Below are 18840 nucleotides of genomic sequence, written 5' to 3' on the forward strand. Positions count from 1 at the left end.
CCTTCCCCTTGATGGAAGGTTTAACCTGTTACACAGTTAGTACATGTAATTAATCAGGTCAATCTTTATACGGCCCATCATACAGGAAATTAATTATGTCTCACATTACAGAGCTGGAGCTGGACGGACTGTCCTGCGGCCACTGCGTTAAACGTGTTAAAGAGAGTCTGGAACAACGTGCTGACGTTGAGCAGGCAGACGTTACCCTTACCCATGCGCAGATCACCGGCAGCGCCGACGCTTCGGCGCTTATCGATACCATCAAACAAGCCGGGTACGGAGCGAGCATTAGCCACCCAAAGGCTAAACCGCTGGCAGAGTCATCAACCCCGTCGGAAGCACTGACAGCGGCCACTCCTGAGCTTCCGGCAACGGATGACCTTGATGACAGCAAGCAACTGTTAATCAATGGCATGAGTTGCGCCAGTTGCGTCTCCCGCGTCCAGAAAGCCCTCCAGGCGGTTCCGGGCGTCACGCAGGCACGGGTCAATCTGGCGGAGCGCACTGCGCTGGTGATGGGTAGCGCCTCCGCACAGGATTTAGTGAGCGCCGTCGAAGGTGCCGGTTACGGTGCGGAAGCCATAGAAGACGACATAAAACGCCGCGAACGTCAGCAGGAAACGGCCAACGCGACCATGAAGCGTTTTCGCTGGCAGGCCATTGTCGCCCTGCTGGTCGGCGTACCGGTGATGGTCTGGGGGATGGTGGGTGACAACATGATGGTCACCGACGCCAACCGCTCCCTGTGGCTGTTTATTGGCCTGGTGACGCTGGGCGTGATGATTGTCGCGGGCGGCCATTTTTATCGTAGCGCGTGGAAAAGCCTGACCAACGGCACCGCCACCATGGACACCCTTGTGGCGCTCGGTACCGGTGCAGCCTGGCTTTACTCGATGAGCGTAAACATCTGGCCGCAGTGGTTCCCGATGGAAGCACGCCATCTCTATTATGAAGCCAGTGCGATGATCATTGGTTTGATCAACCTCGGCCATATGCTGGAAGCGCGTGCGCGCCAGCGGTCCTCAAAAGCGCTGGAAAAATTACTCGATCTGACGCCCCCCACCGCCCGTGTGGTAACCGACGAGGGCGAGAAAATGCTCCCCCTCGCCGACGTTCACCCCGGCATGACACTGCGTTTAACCACCGGCGATCGGGTGCCTGTCGATGGAGAAATAAGCCAGGGCGATGCCTGGTTTGATGAAGCCATGCTCACGGGCGAACCGATTCCCCAGGAGAAAAGCATTGGCGATGCCGTGCACGCCGGAACGGTGGTACAGGACGGTAGCGTGCTGTTTACCGCCAGCGCGGTAGGCAGCCAGACAACGCTGTCGCGCATTATTCGCATGGTGCGGCAGGCGCAAAGTAGTAAACCGGAAATCGGGCAACTGGCCGATAAAATTTCGGCGGTGTTTGTGCCCGTCGTGGTAGCGATAGCCCTGCTCAGCGGCGCTATCTGGTATCTCTTCGGCCCGGCGCCGCAAATCGTCTATACGCTGGTCATTACCACCACGGTTCTGATTATCGCCTGCCCTTGTGCATTAGGGCTGGCAACGCCGATGTCGATCATTTCGGGCGTGGGTCGCGCGGCGGAGTTTGGCGTGCTGGTGCGCGATGCCGATGCGCTGCAAAGAGCGAGCACTCTCGACACGCTGGTGTTTGATAAAACCGGCACCCTGACCCGCGGCAAACCGCAAGTGGTGGCCATCAAAACAGCGAATGGCTTTACCGAACACCAGGCGCTGCGCTTTGCCGCCGCGCTGGAACAAGGCTCCAGCCACCCGCTGGCGCACGCCATCCTCGAAAAAGCGGGCGCTGAGGCATTGCCGACGGTGCAGAGCTTCCGCACGTGGCGCGGCCTTGGCGTGAGCGGCGAAGCAGAAGGCAGCCGCTTACTGCTCGGCAACCAGGCGCTGCTGTCGCAACAGCAGATCACCGTACGCGAACTGGAAGACGAGATGGCCTCCCAGGCCGCGCAAGGGGCCACCCCGGTACTGCTGGCAGTTGATGGCAAAATTGCCGCCCTGCTCGCCATTCGCGATCCGCTGCGCGAAGACAGCGTCAATGCCCTGCAACGCCTGCATCTTGCTGGCTATCGCCTGGTGATGCTGACCGGAGATAACCCCACTACGGCTAAAGCCATTGCGAAAGAAGCCGGAATCGATGAAGTGATTGCCGGGGTTTTACCGGATGGTAAAGCCGAGGCCATTGCCAAATTACAGCGCGAAGGTCGCCGTGTGGCGATGGTCGGTGACGGCATCAACGATGCCCCGGCGCTGGCTCAGGCCGATGTTGGTATCGCCATGGGTGGCGGGAGTGATGTCGCGATTGAAACTGCCGCCATCACCCTGATGCGCCATAGCCTGACGGGCGTTGCGGACGCGCTGGCTATTTCGAAGGCAACGCTGCGCAACATGAAACAGAACCTGCTTGGCGCGTTTGTCTATAACTCGCTTGGTATTCCCATTGCCGCCGGGATCTTATGGCCGCTGACGGGAACCCTGCTTAACCCGGTGGTGGCGGGGGCCGCGATGGCGCTCTCCTCTATTACCGTGGTCAGCAATGCTAACCGCCTGCTACGCTTTACGCCGAAAGACTGACCGCGGCCGCCCCGCCATCCGGCGGGGCAATTGCACCTTTCTCCCCTACGCGCTAGCATGGCGTTTTCATTTCAGGAAGCGCGTATGGGCCTGTTTGACTGGTTAAAAAGCTTTTTTCGCACGCGCCGTTACCCATGGCCCGCGGTGGATATTACGCTGTCGGGCAATCGCCATCTGCATCTGATTGGCAGCATCCATATGGGTACTCAGGGGATGTCCCCCCTGCCCGCCCAACTGCTGCAAAAACTGCGCAAAGCCGATGCGCTGATTGTCGAAGCCGATGTCGCCAGCAGCGGTTCACCCTTTGCCGATATCCCTGATAGCCCACCCCTGGCCGAACGCCTGAGCCCTGCGCTTCTCACCCAGTTGAGAGAGACCATCGAAGGTCTTGATCTGTCGCAGAGTGAGTTTGAAACACGTCCCGCCTGGCATATTGCACTGGTGTTACAAGCCATGCAGGCACAGCGGCTGGGCCTTCGCCCCGACTACGGCATCGATTATCAGTTGCTACAGGCGGCGCGTCAGTTCTCAACGCCGGTGATTGAACTGGAAGGGACGGAGAACCAGGTCGCAATTTTGCGTCAACTGGCGGATGGCGGTCTTGAACTGTTACAGGATACGCTGACCCACTGGCGTGAAAATGCGCGGCTGCTGCAGGTGATGATGAGCTGGTGGCTGGACTCGCCCCCCACCAGTGAGCCGCTGTCGCTACCGTCGACGTTCAGTCAGTCGCTGCATGATGTGCTGATGCATCAGCGTAACCGCGCCTGGTGTGAACGGCTGCTGGCGTTACCGCCGGGGCGTTATGTGGTCGCCGCAGGTGCGCTGCATCTGTATGGTGAAGGGAATTTGCCGTCGCTGTTAGCGCAAAAAAATGGCCAATAAGATTATTGGCCCGTCAAAGAGGAATTTCAGTTTTTATAGTTATACCGAAGCTCGTGCTTCGGACTAGCGGATTGTCGCTCAAACTTTTCGTCACTGCCAATACTATTGCGCAAGATAGTACTATTTTTGCGTGATAAATCGGGCGTAAGCTGGCTGCGTGAAATTACTGTGGTTTGAAGGATTGCTATGACTCCCGCCGTTAAGTTATTAGAAAAAAACAAGGTTCCTTTCCAGATACACACCTATGACCACGATCCGAACGAGACAAACTTTGGAGACGAGGTGGTCCGCAAGCTCGGTCTGAATGCCGATCAGGTGTACAAAACGCTGCTGGTTGCGGTCAATGGCGATATGAAACAGTTGGCCGTTGCGGTGACGCCGGTTGCCGGGCAACTGGATCTGAAAAAGGTCGCGAAAGCATTGGGCGCGAAGAAAGTGGATATGGCCGACCCGATGGTGGCACAGCGCACAACCGGTTATCTGGTGGGTGGTATCAGCCCACTGGGGCAAAAGAAACGTTTGCCCACGCTGATTGACGCCCCTTCACAGACATTCGCCACTATTTTTGTCTCCGGCGGCAAACGCGGGCTGGATATTGAACTGGCGGCGAGCGATCTGGCAAAAATGCTGGACGCGAAGTTTGCCGATATCGCCCGCCGGGATTAACGACTTTTGCGAAGACAGGGCGCTATTGGTGAAGGCAGTTTTTTCCCCTCACCCTAACCCTCTCCCCAAAGAGGAGAGGGGACCGTTCGTGCTCGCATTTTTGTGGGGATTCCTCAGCCCCAAAGGGGAGAGGGAACAGGACAAGAGGATCTACTTGAGTGTTACTGCCAGCTCACCTCACCCTTCGGCTCGTAAGCATTCGCATCCAGCGGCGAGTTCTGCTCAATAAATTGCTTAAGCACCTCGGCATCAATAAAGCCGGTATTGACATAACCCGGTTTATTATCAATGCGCGGATAGCCGTCACCACCGGTGGCGTTAAAGCTTAACGTTGCCAGACGGTAGGTTTTCGCCGGGTCGATAGCCTCACCTTTAATTTTCAGGTCGCTCAGTACGCCGTTCTTCGCCACGAACCCGACATTGGCAAACTGCGGATAAGCACCGGAATCCGGCTTCATTTTCGCCACCGCAGTGAGATAATCCGTCAGCTCTTTACCGCTCATGTCCGCATAGACCAGGGTGTTGCCAAAAGGCTGTACTTTCAGCACATCTTTATAGGTAATAGCACCCTCTTCAATGGAATCACGCACACCGCCGCCGCTCATTACTGCCAGGTCGGCATTGGTACGCGCCATCTGCCCGGCCAGAATCAGACGCGCCAGATTGGTCTGTACAAAGCGGACTTTACTGCGGTCGCCTTCGAGGTGGCCGTTGGTATTGCCGATTTTAACCTCGAGCTGCGCTTTACCTTTATTCTGGAACGGCGTCAGCAGGGAGAGCATTTGCTGGTTTTCCTGAATTTCCGGGGTAAAGAGTACGCGCTCACTCTTGCCGTTATCGTAGGTGACTTTCTTCTTGAGGTTCACCGGAATCAGTTGATAATTCACCAACTTCATTTCGCCATTACGAAACTCAAAGTCTGCACGTCCTACGTACTTGCCCCATTCGTGGGCCTGAACAATCCAGATACCATTCTGCTTATCCGGCGCACAGGGCGTACCCGGTACGTAATTCACCTGCTTTTTGTTTTCCGATGCCATGCACACCGGGTCTTGTGAGTGACCACCCACAATCATCGCCAGCGACCCGGCAGGCAGACTGCGCGCCATTTCCACATCGCCCGGCGCATTGGAACCGTGCTCACCATTGTCATAGTGCCCCATGTGGGTGGTGGCAAGGATCACATCCGGCTTCTGGGTTTGTTGCAGCTCTTCAATCACCAGCTTTGCTTCGTCCGCCGGTTTGCGGAACTCGATATCGGTAAAATACTCGGGATTACCGATTTTTGCCGTGTCATCGGTGGTTAAACCGATCACGGCGATTTTCAGCCCTTGCCTGTCAAAAATCATCCACGGTTTAAAAAGACGCTCACCGGTGCTTTTCTGATAGATATTGGCGGAAAGGAACGGGAATTTGGCCCACTTTTCCTGCTGGCGCAGCACGCTCATCGGGTTATCAAACTCGTGATTGCCCACCGCCATTGCGTCGTAGCCAATCAGATTCATGCCGCGAAAGTCAGGTTCTGCGTCCTGCAGATCGGATTCCGGCACGCCGGTATTGATGTCGCCGCCAGAGAGCAACAGGACGCTGCCACCTTCAGCCGCCACCTCTTTGCGGATCCCGTCCACCAGCGTTTTTTGTGCTGAGAGGCCGTACTCGCCATAATCGTTGCGCCAGAAGTGACCGTGATGATCGTTGGTATGGAGGATGGTTATCTTATAGGTTTTGTCCTGCTCATAAGCTTGAGCCGAACCACTTGCCAGAGTAAAGGCGGCCAGCAGCGCCAGCACCATGCTCTTTTTTAACAATTTCATGCTTCTCTCCCTGATTCATTAACAACCGCAAAAGTACTGTGCTCTGAAAGAATAGACAAATAAGTTTTCAGAATTGCGACTTCCTTCAAACCTTATCCGCAGGTATGTTAGCCAGATAACTATTTCAGTTCTGACAATTCTTACATCGCTCAACCTGACAGAGTATTTATGGCAATCAGTGAAACTCCTCAGCCACTGACCCCGTCTTCCGGGGCAGTCCCTAAGGCGCGCACCGCCTTTGGCATCCTTGGTGCGATTAGCGTTTCCCATCTGCTTAACGACATGATCCAGTCGCTGATTCTGGCGATTTACCCGCTGCTACAAAATGAGTTTTCTCTCTCATTTTTACAGATTGGGATGATAACCCTGACTTTTCAGCTTTCGTCATCATTGCTACAGCCGGTTGTCGGTTACTGGACGGATAAGCATCCGATGCCCTGGTCGCTTCCTGTCGGCATGTGCTTTACCCTCAGCGGCCTGGTTCTGCTGGCGCTGTCAGGCAGTTTTGAAACGGTGCTGATTGCCGCCGCACTTGTGGGCACGGGATCGTCGGTGTTCCATCCGGAATCCTCTCGCGTGGCGCGTATGGCCTCTGGCGGACGTCACGGGCTGGCACAATCTATCTTTCAGGTAGGCGGGAATTTCGGTAGCTCGCTTGGCCCTCTGCTGGCGGCCATTATCATTGCCCCTTACGGCAAAGGTAACGTCGCCTGGTTCGTGCTCGCGGCGCTGCTGGCTATCGTGGTACTGGCGCAGGTGAGCCGCTGGTATGCCGCACAGCACCGGGTCAACAAAGGGAAAAATGCGGCGACGGTAATCAATCCACTGCCGCGCAATAAAGTGGTTCTGGCAGTGTGCATCCTCTTAGTGCTGATTTTCTCGAAATATTTCTATATGGCGAGCATCAGTAGCTATTTCACCTTTTATCTGATGCATAAGTTCGATTTATCCGTCCAGAATGCGCAGATTCACCTGTTTATCTTCTTGTTCGCTGTTGCGGCAGGCACGGTAATTGGCGGGCCTGTCGGCGATAAGATCGGGCGAAAATATGTGATTTGGGGCTCTATCCTTGGTGTTGCGCCTTTTACCCTGCTTTTACCCTACGCAACCTTGTTCTGGACGGGTGTATTGACGGTGATCATTGGTTTTGTGCTGGCATCCGCGTTTTCCGCCATCCTGGTGTACGCTCAGGAGCTGCTTCCAGGACGTATCGGTATGGTTTCCGGGCTGTTTTTTGGTTTTGCCTTTGGTATGGGTGGGCTTGGAGCGGCAGTACTTGGGGTCGTTGCCGACCATACCAGTATCGATCTGGTCTATAAAATCTGTGCTTACCTGCCCTTATTGGGGATATTGACCATATTCCTGCCCGATAATCGCCATAAAGCGTGATTTCCCTCCGGCCAAAGCCTGGCTTTGGCCTCATACTTCTCAGGCAAACATGCACTTACAACGGGATCTCTGCTCTCTATGGCCGGGTTGCCGTTTAATTTCGCCCAACGTGCCATTTTCTTCAGAATTCAACGATTATTCATGAACACGATGCTTAAAATTGTCATAAACTGTAACCTGGGTTTTGGTTAATAAACCAAAATGGATCCACGCATCAACGAAAGGAGACGGAATGCATCACGCCACACCGCTTATCACCACCATTGTCGGCGGGCTTGTTCTCGCTTTTATCCTCGGCATGCTTGCCAATAAACTTCGAATTTCTCCTCTGGTGGGTTATCTGTTAGCGGGTGTGCTGGCCGGACCTTTTACGCCAGGTTTTGTCGCCGATACCAAGCTGGCGCCGGAACTGGCGGAGCTGGGCGTGATCCTGCTGATGTTTGGCGTGGGGCTGCATTTCTCTTTAAAGGATCTGATGGCGGTAAAGTCCATCGCCATTCCCGGAGCGATAGCGCAAATTGCCGTCGCCACGCTCCTGGGTATGGCGCTCTCCGCAACATTAGGCTGGTCGCTGATGACCGGCATAGTGTTTGGGCTGTGTCTTTCCACCGCCAGTACCGTGGTGCTGCTGCGTGCGCTTGAAGAACGACAGTTAATTGATAGCCAGCGCGGGCAAATCGCCATCGGCTGGCTGATTGTCGAAGACCTGGTGATGGTCCTGACGCTGGTTCTGTTACCTGCCGTTGCCGGAATGGTGGAAAAAGGCAACGTGGGGCTGGCGACGCTCGCCGTCGATATGGGAATAACCATCGGTAAAGTGGTCGCCTTTATCGCCATTATGATGCTGGTGGGCCGCCGCCTGGTGCCGTGGATTATGGCGCGCAGCGCGGCAACAGGTTCTCGCGAACTTTTTACCCTTTCGGTTCTGGCACTGGCGCTCGGTATCGCTTTCGGGGCTGTCGAGCTTTTTGATGTCTCCTTCGCACTGGGTGCATTTTTCGCCGGGATGGTATTGAATGAATCCGAACTGAGCCACCGCGCCGCACACGATACCCTGCCGCTGCGTGATGCCTTCGCAGTGCTCTTCTTTGTTTCCGTGGGCATGCTGTTTGACCCCATGGTACTGATTAATCAACCACTGGCGGTGCTGGCCACGCTGGCAATTATCATTTTTGGTAAATCGGTTGCCGCTTTTTTCCTTGTTCGCCTGTTCGGTCACTCGCCGCGTACGGCCCTGACTATCGCCGCCAGTCTGGCGCAAATTGGTGAATTTGCTTTTATCCTCGCCGGGCTGGGTATGGCGCTGGATTTACTGCCGCAGGCAGGGCAAAACCTGGTGCTGGCAGGGGCAATTCTCTCCATTATGCTGAACCCGGTGCTGTTCACGCTGCTGGAAAAATATCTCGATAAAACCGAAACGCTGGAAGAGCAAACCCTCGAAGAAGCCATTGAGGACGAGAAGCAGATCCCGGTGGATATTTGCAATCACGCGCTGCTGGTGGGTTTTGGTCGTGTCGGCAGCCTGTTAGGCGAGAAGCTGATGGCCCAGGGGATCCCGCTGGTGGTCATTGAGACATCGCGCACCCGCGTGGATGAACTGCGCGAGCGTGGCATTCGTGCCGTGCTGGGGAATGCGGCCAACGAGGAGATCATGAATCTCGCGCATCTGGATTGCGCCCGCTGGTTGCTGCTGACGATTCCGAACGGCTATGAAGCGGGCGAGATTGTCGCAACGGCGCGCGAGAAGTGTCCGAATATTGAGATTATCGCCCGCGCCCATTATGACGACGAGGTGGAATACATTGTCGAACGTGGCGCAAACCAGGTGGTGATGGGCGAGCGAGAGATTGCGAACACCATGCTGACGTTGATTGAGAAGCCCCCCGTTGTTGAAGCGATGACCGGGTAAAGGCCTGGCCGCCTGATGCCCTCACCCCGCCCTCTCCCCCAGGGAAAGGGCGAAAACCGTAGCCCGCACGCACCTCCGAATGGTAACCCGGATAAGCGCCAGCGCCATCCGGGAAGCCATTAAAAGGCTTCGCACAGAACTACCGTGACCAGTACGACTCTTCCAGGCTGTCTTCACGCTCTGGCAGCCCGCGGGACAAACGCGGCGCATGCTGGTTCAATACCTGATAGCTCACACGGTTGGCATATTTACAGACCTGCGCCAGCGACGAGTAAGTCAGCCAGGTAAACTGGTGCTTACTGGAATTTGGCACATTGATACGGTGGTAATTGTTGGCGGTGATATCATGCAACAATGCCGCCAGCGCGCCATCTCCCGCCCCGTTGGTATTCATAATTTTTTCCGGGCCGCCCATGTACGGGGCAATATGCGAATAAATGCGCAGCGGCTGCTGGCAATCTTTATGGCGCATCGCGCGGCTAAATTCATACTGATTAAACTCAGCAATCGCCCCTGGCAATAAAGGATGCTGCGTCTTGCGTTTCGCTTCATCTTCGGTAAAGCCGGCCATATACAGCCCCACCGGACCTGCGGTGCAAAGCACCAGATCGACCCAATCCAGCGCCTTATCCGAGGCCAGCAGCGGATCGCTTTCTCCGGTCAACGCCTGCGCCTCTTCTTCATTCATCGCCAGAATGGAGACATGCTCTTTCAGGAAGTTCTGCCACCACTGGGGGTTATCAGCAATCACATATTTCGTGCCGAGCGTCAGCACCACCGGCACGTTATGCTTTTTGGCGTAAGCCACGGCCTGCATGGTAGCTTCCGGCATCGGTTCACCCGGATTACACCGCACCAGGTAAGAGGTCAGTACCAGGGCAGAAGCACCAGCGATGACCGATTCAGGAATACTTTCAGGACGCAATTGATTCATATGACCGGGGCTAATAGCGAACGTACGCTCGCCCGACTCGCTGATCAGGGTAAAACAGCGGCCTATTGCACCGTCTACGCCTTGCAGGTAGTTCAGGTCGGTACGGCTTGAGGTATTGCACAGGTAACGATAGGCGTAGCTGCCAATCTCAATATTGCTGCACATCACACCCAGTAAGACCGAGCGGTCATCCGCCAGTACCGAGTAGTTGTGCATGGTATTGCCAATGGTGCCGCCAGCAAACTGATGGGTAATCAGGTTTTCGCGCACCAGTTCCTGATATAGCGCCTCGGCCACATCGTCTGCAATGACCAGAGAGTGACCCGCGCTCAGACCGTAACGGGCGATAAACGCGTCATCCACTTTCGCTTCGATATCCACCAGCGTCTGGTCAATACCCACCACCCAGGAGGCGCTGACTTCATTCTCTGGCTGGATTTGCTGCAATAACGGATCGCGGGCGTTAACGGGAAAATAGTGTTTGGATTTACGTTTACCGGGAAATTTCATGGTCATCGTTACGGGTGAGGATTGGGCGAAGAATGGTAGCACATTCCCCGCGTCTGGCGATCGGCATTACACCGTATACATGTTCAATATCGGCTACGCAGATCCCGGTTCAGGTCACCTTGCCCCTTACAATGAAGGATTATTTACCGGAGGACACCATGGATAAAGGGAATAAAATACGCGTCCTTGAGCGTATCTCTGCTGAAATGCAGCAAGTATTACACTTTCAACAGGAAAACCCACAGCCCGAACCAGACGGCAATGATTATCCCACCCAGCGCCGGGCCTATAACGAAGAACGGAGCTACTGGAACGCCGGAGGGCCAGACATACCGACTAAAGACGTTGACGTACCCACGCGCTATGGCACCGTTTGTACGCGCATTTACGCTTCGCCAAAACCAGAGAGTCAGGCGACGCTATTTTATCTTCACGGTGGGGGTTTTGTGCTGGGAAACCTCGACACACACGATCGTATCATGCGACTGCTGGCGCACTATACACAGTGTACGGTGGTCGGGATCGATTACACGCTTTCACCTGAGGCGCGATTTCCACAAGCCATAGAGGAAGCTGTAGCGGTATGCCAGTTTTATGCGCAACACGCTCACACCTTTAACCTGAATATGCAGCGTTTCGGTCTCGCAGGAGACTCTGCTGGCGCCATGCTGGCGATGGCAACCGCATTATGGATACGTGATCACAACATTGACTGCGGGCAAATGACAGCGCTGCTGCTCTATTACGGCCTCTATGGTTTACAGGACTCACGTAGCCGCCGGCTCTATGGCGGCCCCTGGGATGGTTTAACCCGGAAAGATTTGCAAAGTTACGATCAGGCTTATCTGCGCGATGAACAGGATCGCGAATCACCTTACTACTGCATCTTTAACAACGACCTGACGCAGGCTGTCCCTCCCTGTTTTATCGCCAGTGCCGAATATGATCCCTTAATAGATGACAGCAAAACCCTCTACGCGATCATTCGGGAACATAACGCGCATTGTCGGTATCAAATGTATCCGGGAACGCTGCACGCGTTTCTGCATTACTCACGAATGATGGAGACCGCAGATCGTGCGCTACGCGATGGCGCACGATTTTTCTGCGAAAACAACCGTTAGCGATATTTCTCCGTGAGACTGACCATCATCTCGATATGATCCGGGGAATCATTAAGTGCAGGAATATATTCATATTTCTCGCCGCCCGCTTCGAGGAAAAACTCACGGTTCTGCACGGCGATCTCTTCGAGAGTCTCAAGGCAATCGGCGGCAAAACCCGGGCTCATAACCTGAATATGTTTTACGCCCTTCTCACCGAGCATTTTCATGGTCTCATCGGTGTAGGGCGTTAGCCAGGGCTCGCGACCAAAGCGCGACTGGAAGGTCATCATCACTTTTTCTGGCGGCAGTTCCAGGGCTGAAACCAGCTCACGTGTGGTATCCCGGCAGCGCTGCGGGTAATCATCACCTTGATCCGCATAGCGTTGCGGAATGCCGTGATAAGAGAGCAGCAGCAAGTCGGGTTCGCCATGGCGGGCAAATGAGGCACGCACGCTATTCGCCAGCGCGTTGATATAAGCGGGATCATCCGCATAGTCGCGAATAAACGAGATACCGGGAATATGGCGTTTTGGGGCAAGGATACGCGCGAGTTCGTCCCATACCGCCGCCACCGTTGAACAGGAGTATTGCGGATAGAGTGGCAGCACGACGATATGTTCAACGCCTTGTGACTGGAGTTCCTCCACTGCGCTCGCCAGCGACGGCGAACCGTAACTCATTCCCAGCGCAACGGGGACATCAGGAAGACGTGCGGCCAGCGCGGCTTGCTGCCTGCGGCTGTAGACCATCAGCGGCGAGCCCTCTTCCATCCACACGGATTGATAGAGCTTTGCGACGCGCGGAGAGCGAATAGGCAGAATGACGCCACGCAGCAAAGGCCACCACAATAAACGGGACGTATCGACGACGCGCTGGTCGCTTAAGAATTGCCGCAGATAGCGCTTAACGGCCTCGGGAGTGGGTGCTTCGGGGGTACCAAGATTGGCCAGCAGAATACCTGCTTTCGTCTGACTCATTCGCGCCTCTTAACCATTGAACTGGCTAATGATTGTAACTGAAAAGCGCGTAAACGAAACCAATCACAGCGATTGGAAGATTATCCCCGGCGAACACCGGGGATAGAGGCGATTAGCCGAGGATTTTTTCCAGCTCTGCGCGCACGTCAGCCACGGCTTTGGTGCCGTCAACTTTCGCGTATTTGGTGTTACCCGCCTGCGCTTCTTTGGAGTAGTAACCGATCAACGGCGCAGTCATCTGATGGTATTCCACCAGGCGCTTACGGACGGTTTCTTCCTGGTCATCTTTACGGGTGGTCAGCTCTTCGCCGGTCACGTCGTCTTTACCTTCCACTTTCGGCGGATTGAATTTAACGTGGTAAACACGGCCAGAAGCGGCGTGTACGCGACGACCTACGATACGGTCAACGATCAGCTCGTCCGGTACGTCAAATTCCAGGACGTAATCGACTTTGATACCGGCTTCTTTCATTGCATCAGCCTGCGGGATGGTGCGTGGGAAGCCATCGAGCAGGAAACCATTGCGGCAGTCTTCCTGTGCAATACGCTCTTTCACCAGGGCGATAACCAGTTCGTCAGTCACCAGTTTACCGGCATCCATGATGTCTTTTGCTTGCTTGCCCAGTTCGCTGCCAGATTTCACAGCGGCGCGGAGCATATCGCCCGTGGAGATTTGCGGAATACCGTATTTCTCCATAATGAACTGTGCCTGAGTTCCTTTACCCGCGCCTGGAGCGCCAAGCAGAATAATACGCATTGCGGAAATCCCCTCAAATGTCGATTCAATTTTTCAAAAAAGCGCTAAACGATACCACCAGAATGAGTATGGCTCAAGGAAGGCTACGGGGCTGAAACGGTTAGTGGGAAAGAATGTTTAAAAAATGCGGCAATCCTCCCCACAACAGTCCTCTTCAGGGGGAACGAAGGAGAAAAAAGTGCGCTGCGCCATATCCTCTCCCCTGCGGGGAGAGGATAACGGTGAATTTACGACATTAACAAGGTATTCAAACGCTTAATAAAGAGGTTGGGATCTTCCAGCGTGCCGCGTTCAGCGAACAGCGCCTGATCCAACAGCAGTTCGACCCATTCGCCAAACTTCGTCTCGTCCTGAGTATCGGCGGTGCGTTTCACCAGCGGATGATCCGGGTTCAGTTCAAAGATGTACTTCACTTCCGGCACGCTCTGGCCCGCAGCGGCAAACAATTTCGCCATCTGCGTGCTCATTTCGTCGTTATCGGTGGTGACAATCGCCGGGGTATCGGTCAGACGATGCGTCAGTCGTACCTCTTTCACGCGGTCGCCCAGCAGGGTTTTAACGCGCTCAACAAACGGCTCCAGCGCTTTTTCTGCTTCTTTGGTGGTTTCGTCCACTTCATCAGCCAGTTTATCCAGCGACTCGTCAGCTTTAGAGACCGACTGGAACGGCTTACCGCTGAACTCGGTCAGATAGCTCATCATCCACTCGTCGATACGATCGGAGAGCAGCAGAACTTCGATACCTTTCTTACGCAGCAGTTCCAGATGCGGGCTGCTCTTCGCCGCCGCGTAGCTGTCGGCAGTGATGAAGTAGATTTTCTCCTGCCCTTCTTTCATGCGCGAGAGGTAATCCTCCAGCGATACGGTCTGTTCGGAAGAGTCCGTGTGGGTAGAAGCAAAACGCAACAGTTTGGCAATCGCTTCCTGGTTGGCATTGTCTTCTGCCGGGCCTTCTTTCAGCGCCAGGCCGAACTGTTTCCAGAAGCTCTGGTATTTTTCCGCGTCATCTTTGGCCAGCTTATCGAGCATCTGCAGGGCGCGTTTGGTCAGCGCATTACGCAGATTACGGGTAACGGTGCTGTCCTGCAGAATTTCGCGGGAAACGTTCAGCGGCAGATCGTTGGAATCTATCAGGCCGCGCACGAAGCGCAGGTAGTTCGGCATAAACTGTTCGGCGTCGTCCATGATAAAGACGCGCTGTACGTACAGTTTCAGGCCATGTTTATGGTCGCGGTTCCACATATCCCATGGCGCCTGCGAAGGGATAAACAGCAGACTGGTATATTCTTGCTTGCCTTCCACGCGGTTATGGCTCCAGGCCAGCGGGTCGGTAAAGTCATGAGCGATATGTTTGTAGAATTCTTTATATTCGTCGTCGCTGATTTCCGACTTGCTGCGGGTCCACAGCGCCTGTGCTTTGTTGATTTTTTCCCAGGAGACCACGGTTTCGCCGTCGACCTCTTCCTGCTTCTCAATTTCCACCGGCAGCGCAATATGATCGGAATATTTGCTGATGATCGAGCGCACACGCCAGTCGTTCAGGAAGTCATCTTCGCCTTCGCGCAGATGCAGCGTGATTTCAGTACCACGCTCCGGTTTATTGATGTCGGCAACGGTATATTCACCTTCGCCAGCAGATTCCCAGAACACGCCATTATCAGCACTTTCGCCCGCAGCACGGGTGCGCACGGTGACTTTATCGGCAACGATGAACGCAGAGTAGAAGCCCACCCCGAACTGACCAATCAACTGGCTGTCTTTCGCCTGATCGGAGCCCATCGATTCCAGAAATGCTTTGGTGCCAGACTTGGCAATCGTACCGAGGTTCTCAATGACCTCGTCGCGGCTCATCCCGATACCGTTATCGGCAATGGTCAATGTGCGGTTGTCTTTATTAAACGAGACGCGCACACGCAGTTCGCCATCGCCTTCGTACAGATCCGGTTTGGACAACGCGCGAAAACGCAGTTTGTCCGCCGCATCCGAGGCGTTGGAGATAAGCTCACGCAGGAAGATTTCTTTATTGGAATACAGGGAATGGATCATCAGGTGCAGAAGCTGTTTTACTTCTGACTGGAAACCGCGGGTTTCTTGTCCTTTCATGTAAGTCGACCTCAACAATGCCATTAAAAAGTAATAGCCGTCATTCTTCGCGCCGCGAATGTACAGGCTATTGAAATGATGAGGGTGAGATGGGGATTGAGAAGGATTTTTTCAAGCGGAGGCCACGTGTCGCAGCCTCCGTTTGGTCAGAATTTAATCTTGTGGCGACCCGCAAGCGAATGGGACAGCGTGGTGCCGTCAACCATTTCCAGCTCACCGCCAACGGGAACGCCGTGAGCAATACGACTGGCTTCCACTCCATATTGCGCGCAAAGCTCGGCAATATAGTTGGCGGTTGCCTCACCTTCTACCGTCGGGTTGGTGGCGAGAATCACCTCTCGCATCGATTCCGCCTGCAGACGCTGCTCCAGTCGATCGAGACCAATATCGTCCGGCCCGATACCATCGAGCGGCGACAGGTGGCCCATCAACACGAAATAGCGTCCGGAAAACTGGCCGGTCTGCTCAATGGCGTAGATATCCGCAGGACTCTCCACCACACAGATTTGACCATTTTCCTGACGGCGCGGATTGCTGCAAATATTGCAGATCTCCTGCTCGGTAAAGGTGCGGCAATCGGCGCAATGGCCGATTTCCGACATGGCGCGGGTCAATGCCTGCGCCAGGCGCATTCCACCGCTGCGGTCACGTTGCAATAGCGTAAACGCCATGCGCTGCGCCGATTTCGGGCCAACGCCCGGCAGGCAGCGCAACGCTTCCATAAGCTGCGTTAACAGCGGACTGGTCTGCATCAGAACGGCATCTTGAAGCCCGGCGGCAGTTGCATACCGGAGGAAACAGAAGCCATTTTCTCTTTCTGGGTTTCTTCAATGCGGCGCGCAGCGTCGTTGAACGCCGCAGCCACCAGATCTTCCAGCATGTCTTTATCGTCTTCCAGCAGGCTCGGATCGATCTCTACGCGGCGGCAGTTATGCGCACCGTTAATAGTCACTTTCACCAGGCCAGCACCAGACTCACCGGTCACTTCCAGCTTTGCGATTTCTTCCTGCATCTGCTGCATTTTTTCTTGCATCTGCTGGGCCTGTTTCATCAGGTTACCCAGACCGCCTTTTCCACCAAACATAGGCTCTTCTCTCAGTAAGTCATAGTTAAGGTTGACAGCAAGCCAGCTTACCATCAAATGGGACGAATACTCTCTTCATCCAGATCCGCATCGAAGAAGCGTTGCAGTGTCTGAATGTTGTTATCCGTAATAATCGCCTCGCGCGCCTGCGCAAGTTTCTCTTCATATATGGCCTGACGCCATTCCAGTGGCGTGCGCACCGCCGGATTATCATCTTCAATGATAGTCAATTCAACCGTGTTGCCATGTAATGCCGAAAGCGCGTCCGCCAGCGTTTTTTGCGCAGACGGCGAATTCAGGTGCCGCTGAGCAGAACGTAAATGCAGGCAAATTCGGCTCTCATCCTGCTCTTTCCAGGCGTTGAGCGCCACCTGTTCAACCAGTTTTGGCAGGGTGAGTTGGCTGATTTCCGCCGCCCAGGCATCACGCTCAAGCGACTCTTCGGCCAGTTTCTTCGACAACTCCGGCGTTTTTTCGTGCTCAAGCGCTTTTTTTAGCGCCTTCGGCGTGGCTACCGTCTCTTTCACCTCTTCGGTGACAGTTGTCGCTTTCCAGCGGTAGGCCTCTTTTTTTACCGCAGCCTCTTCATGTGAAGAAGATGCCGGGCGCGACTGCACGCGCTCGGTGACTGACGCCAGTCTCTCCAGCGCGCTATTGTTCACCGGCCGCGCGCGGACTGCGGCTGCCGGTTCACTCTTTTTTGTTTTGTCCGCTCCCTGAGCGCGCTGCAATTGGCGACGGGCCGCCAGCACCTGGCTGGTGGCATCGGGCAGAGCGACATCATGTTGCGGCTGCTGTTGCGGCTGCGATGGCGCCGCCTGCACCGGAACCTGCGCCGAATTCAACACCGCAGCAGGCGCGGCTGGCGCGAAAGAAGCCTGGGGCGCATCCGGCACCGTTAATGGCTCACGCGGATGAAACGCCAGCGCACGCAGTAGGGTCATCTCCATACCCATACGTCTGTCCGGCGCATACGGCAACTCTTTGCGGCCAATGAGCAGCGTCTGGTAGTAGAGCTGCACATCGCCCGGCGGCACTATGCGCGCCAGTTCCCGCATGCGTTGTTCAATGGGTGCCATATCGCTGCCGAGCGCCGCAGGGCTGAGCTGAACCATGGCGATGCGGTGCATCAGCGTTTGCATCTCCACCAGCAGGGCTTCCCATTCTACACCACGGGAGGCAGCCTCATTTACCAGCGCCATCGTCCGTTCGCCGTCGGCAGCCACAAGCGCTTCAATCAGCGCCAGTGCCTGGTCGTCATTGAGCGTCCCGAGCATCGTGCTGACAACTTGCGCAGTCAGTTGCCCATCACCGCTGGCAATTGCCTGATCGGTAAGGCTCAGCGCATCGCGCAGGCTGCCGTCTGCGGCGCGGGCCAGCAACTGGAGCGCACGCAATTCGTGGGGAATACTTTCGGCATCAAGAATGTGTTCAAGCTGGTGACGGATTTGATCAACGTCCAGCGCTTTAAGATGAAACTGCAGACAACGCGACAGAATCGTCACCGGCAATTTTTGCGGATCGGTCGTCGCCAGCAAGAATTTGACGTGCTCAGGCGGCTCTTCAAGCGTCTTCAACAGCGCGTTAAAGCTGTGGCGCGAGAGCATGTGCACTTCGTCAATAAGGTAGACCTTGAAACGGCCGCGCGCGGGGGCGTACTGCACGTTATCCAGCAGGTCACGGGTATCTTCGACCTTGGTGCGGGATGCCGCATCAATTTCGATTAAGTCAACAAAGCGCCCCTGTTCGATTTCCCGACAGCTATCGCACACGCCGCAAGGCGTCGCCGTGACACCTGTTTCGCAATTCAGCCCTTTTGCCAGCAGTCGGGCAATAGAGGTTTTACCGACGCCACGCGTACCGGAAAACAGGTAGGCATGATGGATGCGTCCTGAGGATAAGCCGTTCGCCAGTGCGGTCAGCACATGCTCCTGGCCGACGACGTCAGCAAAAGTTTGGGGTCGCCATTTACGGGCTAAGACCTGATAACTCATTGGCAGGCTCTGAAACGCTGGAGGTGGATTAATAGGGGGGAATGCTATCACAACCTCACTTAATCAGCGAGGTTGTCTCTTAGTGACGGACAGCGCACTGTAACCGGAACGTACAC

General features: G+C 55.0%; 14 protein-coding genes and 1 other annotated feature. Of the genes, 6 read left to right on the forward strand and 8 right to left on the reverse strand.

Annotation, left to right across the window (positions count from 1 at the left end; translation table 11 throughout):
* The first annotated feature begins 95 nt into the window (after window positions 1–95).
* The 3 genes from copA to ybaK all read left to right on the forward strand — a co-directional run bounded on the left by copA (window position 96) and on the right by ybaK (window position 4148).
* Window positions 96–2597, forward strand: coding sequence for a copper-exporting P-type ATPase CopA (gene copA / locus C5523_RS21025; RefSeq protein ID WP_108701911.1), 2502 nt, complete (start codon window positions 96–98; stop codon window positions 2595–2597).
* 84 nt (window positions 2598–2681) lie between these two features.
* Window positions 2682–3482, forward strand: coding sequence for a TraB/GumN family protein (locus C5523_RS21030; RefSeq protein ID WP_071195809.1), 801 nt, complete (start codon window positions 2682–2684; stop codon window positions 3480–3482).
* 186 nt (window positions 3483–3668) lie between these two features.
* Window positions 3669–4148 (forward strand): Cys-tRNA(Pro)/Cys-tRNA(Cys) deacylase YbaK, encoded by a 480-nt coding sequence (gene ybaK, locus C5523_RS21035; RefSeq protein WP_041852448.1) that lies wholly within the window; start codon window positions 3669–3671, stop codon window positions 4146–4148.
* Between the two features lie 161 nt (window positions 4149–4309).
* Here ybaK and ushA read toward each other — a convergent pair whose 3' ends face one another.
* Complete coding sequence (gene ushA, locus C5523_RS21040; protein WP_041852449.1) at window positions 4310–5962, reverse strand: bifunctional UDP-sugar hydrolase/5'-nucleotidase UshA; 1653 nt, start codon at window positions 5960–5962, stop codon at window positions 4310–4312.
* Between the two features lie 168 nt (window positions 5963–6130).
* On the opposite strand from ushA, the gene C5523_RS21045 reads away from it, so the two are divergent.
* Both C5523_RS21045 and ybaL read left to right on the forward strand, forming a co-directional pair.
* Window positions 6131–7351, forward strand: coding sequence for an MFS transporter (locus C5523_RS21045; protein ID WP_079497546.1), 1221 nt, complete (start codon window positions 6131–6133; stop codon window positions 7349–7351).
* Between the two features lie 232 nt (window positions 7352–7583).
* Window positions 7584–9260: a YbaL family putative K(+) efflux transporter gene (gene ybaL, locus C5523_RS21050; protein ID WP_041852451.1), complete on the forward strand. Its 1677-nt coding sequence runs from the start codon at window positions 7584–7586 to the stop codon at window positions 9258–9260.
* A gap of 139 nt (window positions 9261–9399) precedes the next feature.
* On the opposite strand, the gene C5523_RS21055 is transcribed toward ybaL, so the two are convergent.
* The gene (locus C5523_RS21055) at window positions 9400–10704 is read right to left on the reverse strand and encodes an inosine/guanosine kinase (RefSeq protein ID WP_041852681.1); all 1305 of its coding nucleotides are present in this window, start codon (window positions 10702–10704) and stop codon (window positions 9400–9402) included.
* A 158-nt stretch (window positions 10705–10862) separates the two neighbouring features.
* Here C5523_RS21055 and aes point away from each other — a divergent pair, with 158 nt between their 5' ends.
* Complete coding sequence (gene aes / locus C5523_RS21060) at window positions 10863–11828, forward strand: acetyl esterase (protein ID WP_108701912.1); 966 nt, start codon at window positions 10863–10865, stop codon at window positions 11826–11828.
* Here the strand turns inward: aes and hemH are convergent.
* From hemH to dnaX, 6 genes are all read right to left on the reverse strand, one after another.
* Window positions 11825–12787, reverse strand: coding sequence for a ferrochelatase (gene hemH / locus C5523_RS21065; protein ID WP_041852453.1), 963 nt, complete (start codon window positions 12785–12787; stop codon window positions 11825–11827). The two genes, aes and hemH, sit on opposite strands and share 4 nt — an antisense overlap.
* A 112-nt stretch (window positions 12788–12899) precedes the next feature.
* Entirely contained in the window at window positions 12900–13544 is a 645-nt protein-coding gene (gene adk, locus C5523_RS21070) for an adenylate kinase (RefSeq protein ID WP_041852454.1), read from the reverse strand.
* Between the two features lie 227 nt (window positions 13545–13771).
* A complete protein-coding gene (gene htpG, locus C5523_RS21075) occupies window positions 13772–15646 on the reverse strand; it encodes a molecular chaperone HtpG (protein ID WP_041852455.1) in 1875 nt (624 codons plus the stop codon).
* Window positions 15647–15792: 146 nt separating this feature from the next.
* Window positions 15793–16398: a recombination mediator RecR gene (recR, locus tag C5523_RS21080; RefSeq protein ID WP_071195813.1), complete on the reverse strand. Its 606-nt coding sequence runs from the start codon at window positions 16396–16398 to the stop codon at window positions 15793–15795.
* The gene (locus C5523_RS21085) at window positions 16398–16730 is read right to left on the reverse strand and encodes a YbaB/EbfC family nucleoid-associated protein (protein WP_041852682.1); all 333 of its coding nucleotides are present in this window, start codon (window positions 16728–16730) and stop codon (window positions 16398–16400) included. The genes recR and C5523_RS21085 overlap by 1 nt, the downstream gene beginning before the upstream one ends.
* Window positions 16731–16783: 53 nt before the next feature.
* A complete protein-coding gene (dnaX, locus tag C5523_RS21090) occupies window positions 16784–18724 on the reverse strand; it encodes a DNA polymerase III subunit gamma/tau (protein ID WP_041852457.1) in 1941 nt (646 codons plus the stop codon).
* Window positions 17387–17451, reverse strand: a sequence feature (DnaX frameshifting element). It overlaps the preceding gene by 65 nt.
* Window positions 18725–18840: the final 116 nt, after the last annotated feature.

Source organism: Phytobacter sp. SCO41 (genome assembly GCF_003073275.1).
GTDB classification, from domain to species: Bacteria; Pseudomonadota; Gammaproteobacteria; order Enterobacterales; family Enterobacteriaceae; genus Phytobacter; species Phytobacter diazotrophicus.